The 3,797-nt window shown below is 48.5% G+C and carries 3 protein-coding genes; all 3 read right to left on the bottom strand.

The window, feature by feature from the left end; all coding sequences use genetic code 11:
* Window positions 1-2,456: ligand-binding sensor domain-containing protein (locus VIM87_RS10550; protein ID WP_331996962.1), on the bottom strand; the 2,456-nt coding region annotated here is incomplete at its 3' end.
* Window positions 2,457-2,713: 257 nt separating this feature from the next.
* A complete protein-coding gene (locus VIM87_RS10545) occupies window positions 2,714-3,439 on the bottom strand; it encodes a glycosyltransferase (protein WP_331996961.1) in 726 nt (241 codons plus the stop codon).
* The coding region (locus VIM87_RS10540) for an ATP-binding cassette domain-containing protein (protein ID WP_331996960.1) at window positions 3,429-3,797 on the bottom strand (369 nt) is incomplete at its 5' end. The genes VIM87_RS10540 and VIM87_RS10545, both read right to left, overlap by 11 nt.

Below are 3,797 nucleotides of genomic sequence, written 5' to 3'. Positions count from 1 at the left end.
ATCTGAAGACGCTCCTGCTCAAGGGCAAACCGGTTCTTCAGTTTACGGATGCCGCGGTACCGCAGCAGCCATAAGATAAAGCCGGCCATCATCACATAAAAAATATACGCATAAACAGTCAGCCAGAAGGGCGGCCTTACATATATATTAATGGTGGCTTCCCCGGTATTCCATGATCCGTCGTCGCTGCTGGCCTTTACCCGGAATACATATCTGCCCGGCTGCAAATTGGAGAACACGGCGGTCCGTGAAGTACCTACATCGTTCCAGCCCTGATCAAAACCTTCCAGCATATAAGCATACCTGCTCTCCTGCGGCGCGGTATAATTCAGGGTTGCAAAGCTGATGGAAAAATTCTGCTTATAATCAAGCCTGATCTCCCCGGCCACTGAAATATGCTCGCGGATCGCTGATCTTTCACCGGGCGTAACCGAACTATTGGCGATCCGCAGGTCTGTAAGCACTATTTTCGGTACGTTGCGGTTGTTGTTCAGCGTCCTGGGATCCACATAATTAAATCCGTCCAGGCCGCCAAAGAACAGCTCTCCGTCACTTGCTCTCAATCCTGCTCCCAGGCTGAATGTGCTGCGCTGCAAACCATTATAGGAAAAATAGTTTTTGAATTTCCGGGTCTTAGGGTCAAAGCTGCTAACTCCTTTATTGGTGCTTACCCACAGCTTGCCTGCATCATCTTCCAGGATCTTGTAGATAACCGCATTGGACAGGCCCTGCTGTTCAGAGTAACAAACAAATTTTCCGGCGGTGCTGTCGAACAGGCATAATCCGCCACCCGGCGTGCCTGCCCATACCCGGCCGCTCCTGTCTATACAAAGGGCCTGCACATCGCTTGAGGGCAGGTTACCGTTCGACAGGTTAAGCACCCGGATCCTGTCATGGACCGGGTTATACACCACTAGTCCGGAGCCTACCGTACCAATCCACATGTTACCGGATCTATCCTCTTCAATTGCCCTGATGAAGCCCCTGCTAAGCACTTTTATATCATCGGGGTAGCTGTGCCCTTCATTGAACCCGCGAAATGTTCCCGTAACCGGATCGTAAACATTCACGCCATTTCCATTGGTACCGATCCAGATATTTCCTTTGCTGTCTTTTTTAAGGCAAAAGATATCATTCCCGGAAAGATCTCCGGGGCCATTGCCTTTTACATAATGCTTTACCCTGCCTGACCGTGTATCCAGCACATAGGCGCCCTGCATAAAAGTACCGATCCAAAGCTCCGCGCCTGCACGTTCCAGCGCCAGCACAGCGGGCGGCTTTCCTTTGCCATGAAAGGCGGGATGGTCGAACAAGCCGGTTTTCCGGTGATACAGGTTAATACCGCCGCCATCTGTTCCAACATAGATATCCCCATCGCCGGCCTCAGAAAAAGAAGTGACTATGGGTGCTGTTAATCCCTTTGGATCAAAAGGATTGCTTCTCCGGAGATTGAAGAAAGCAAGGTTCTTATCATATTTATTAACGCCGCCCTGGTAGGTTCCGATCCAGTAAATACCTTTCTCATCTATATAAATACAGCGGACCGATTTGCCGTGCAAACTATACTTATTCCTCACATCATGCTCCAGCCTGCGAAAAGTTTGTTGCTGCAGATCAAAGATGTTCAGTCCTTCCTCTGTGCCAACCCATAAGCTGTTCGGGTTCTCCGGTGTGATTGCGAAAACCCGGTTGCTGCTCAGGGTTTGCTTATCGGCATCGCTATGCCTGTAACTACGGAAGCCCTTTCCATCGGGCCGTAGCATACTTAAACCGCCATCATCGCTGCCAATCCACAAATTACCGTTATGATCCTCTGTTATTGCCTTTATTGAATTGTCGGAAATAGACAGGGAATCGTCCGGATCATGCGCAAAGCGTTTAAAATCATTGGTGCTTCCCCGATAAAGGTATAAGCCGGAATTTCCGCCTATCCATAACCGGCGCCTGCTGTCTTCGAATATGCAGGTAATGATGTTGGATGCAAGCTGGCCGGGCTTGCCGGCGTCAGCGCTGTACCGGGTTGTTTTTCCCGTTCGCGGATCAAACATAAACAGGCCAACATAACTCCCGATCCACAGGTTGCCTGAATGATCCCGGAAAAGCGCCCGTGCCGTATTACCAAATGTGAGCGGGTAATTAATAAAGCAATTCTTTTTACGGTTGTACAATGACAAACCCCTGTTTGTTCCTATCCAAAAATTGCCAAACCGGTCTTCATGCATTGCCAGTATTGAATTGGCCCCAATGCTGGCCGTATCGCTTTCATTATGCCGGTAAACCGTAAAATTAACGCCATCGAATTTGTTAAGGCCATCGTCCGTACCAAACCACATGTACCCGTACCTATCCTTCAGTACGGTAGTAACGGTGTTGGAAGAAAGGCCATCTTCATTGCCGAAATTAACGAAGTTAAGATCCCGTTGCCGGGAAACGGCTACCCCCGACCCTAAGATCAAACAAAATATGAAAAGCGCATATTTCACAATAGCGTGCAAAATTAACAAGTCAATATAACGTGGTTCATAACGGAGCAAATTACTTAACGGCTGTGCTTAAATGTCAATCTGACGATTATTTCATTAAATTTAGTGTAAATATTCCCCACTTCAGCAGGAAGTTCAAATATACCTGAAACAAAAAATGCCCATTGTTTATCAATGAGCATTTTCCGCGGGCAATATGCGCCTGCTTCCGTATGTAAATAACGATGATATTATTCCAGGTATTTCTCCTTTAGTCTTTCGTATATGCTTTCGGGGTGGTAGATGGCATTCTTGTCCAGGTTGCCCCTGCGCCATATTTCATTCCACAGGTGAATGGCCAGTGTTTGGGGTTGTGGAGTATAATCGCTTTTACAGATCAATCCCGACAGGTCGAAATAGTCTATCGGGCAAAATACTTCCGGCGGCTGAATGTACTGCTGCAATCCGGGATTGTCAGGGAAGATCTTCCGGAGCAGGTAAACGCCTGCCTCTCCCCATACCACGGTAGCACCGCTCCCGATCTTTTCTTCCACCTGGCCTATCAGGATTTCGAGATAAGGTGCGCCGGCCGGGAACTTCATATAAGTGTTATTGATAGCGGTGTTATTGGTACGGAACTCTCTTTCCGAAGAAAAGCAGCAGGGCCCGGGTATATTGAACGGCTGCAGGCAAATGGTGTCCAGGTCCACCCACCAGCCTCCCCGGGCATACAACAATTTCAGGCGGAACCAGTCCGCAAAGGATGCATAGGTATAAGCAGAGTCTTTAAAAAGCGAGGCAGCCGGTATAATATCATTTGCATCCATCTGTTGTACGCCATCCGGTATATTCGCTATTTGTTCATAGGTGTACAAATGAAATTCGTGCCCGTGATACAGATACGACTTCATGCACAGGATCTCATTATTACTAAGCTGGTTGCCTATCCACAAGCTTTGAATGATGTTATTTACCATAAATAGTCCATTTTTCGCCGGTTTGTTCCCGCCACATGGCATTGTATAATCCTTCTTTTTCTATCAGCTCAGCATGGGAGCCTGTTTCAACGATGCTACCGCCATCCAGCACCAGGATGCGGTCTGCAAACATGAGTGTAGATAAGCGGTGCGCAATTATCACGGTAATGAACCGCCGCAGGCCGGTCACCCGGCGGATGGTTTCAGCGATCCCTTTTTCGGTAAGTGAGTCAAGGGAAGATGTAGCTTCATCAAAGATCAGCAGGTGTGAATTTCTGAGCAGGGAGCGGGCAATGGATAGCCGCTGGCGCTCCCCGCCTGACAATTTAAGCCCGCCCTCACCGATCAGGGTATCTAC

It is taken from the genome of Chitinophaga sp. (assembly GCF_036569125.1).
Taxonomy (GTDB): domain Bacteria; phylum Bacteroidota; class Bacteroidia; order Chitinophagales; family Chitinophagaceae; genus Chitinophaga.
Note: the sequence above shows the minus strand (reverse complement) of the source record. Positions and strands in the feature narration are given on the sequence as shown.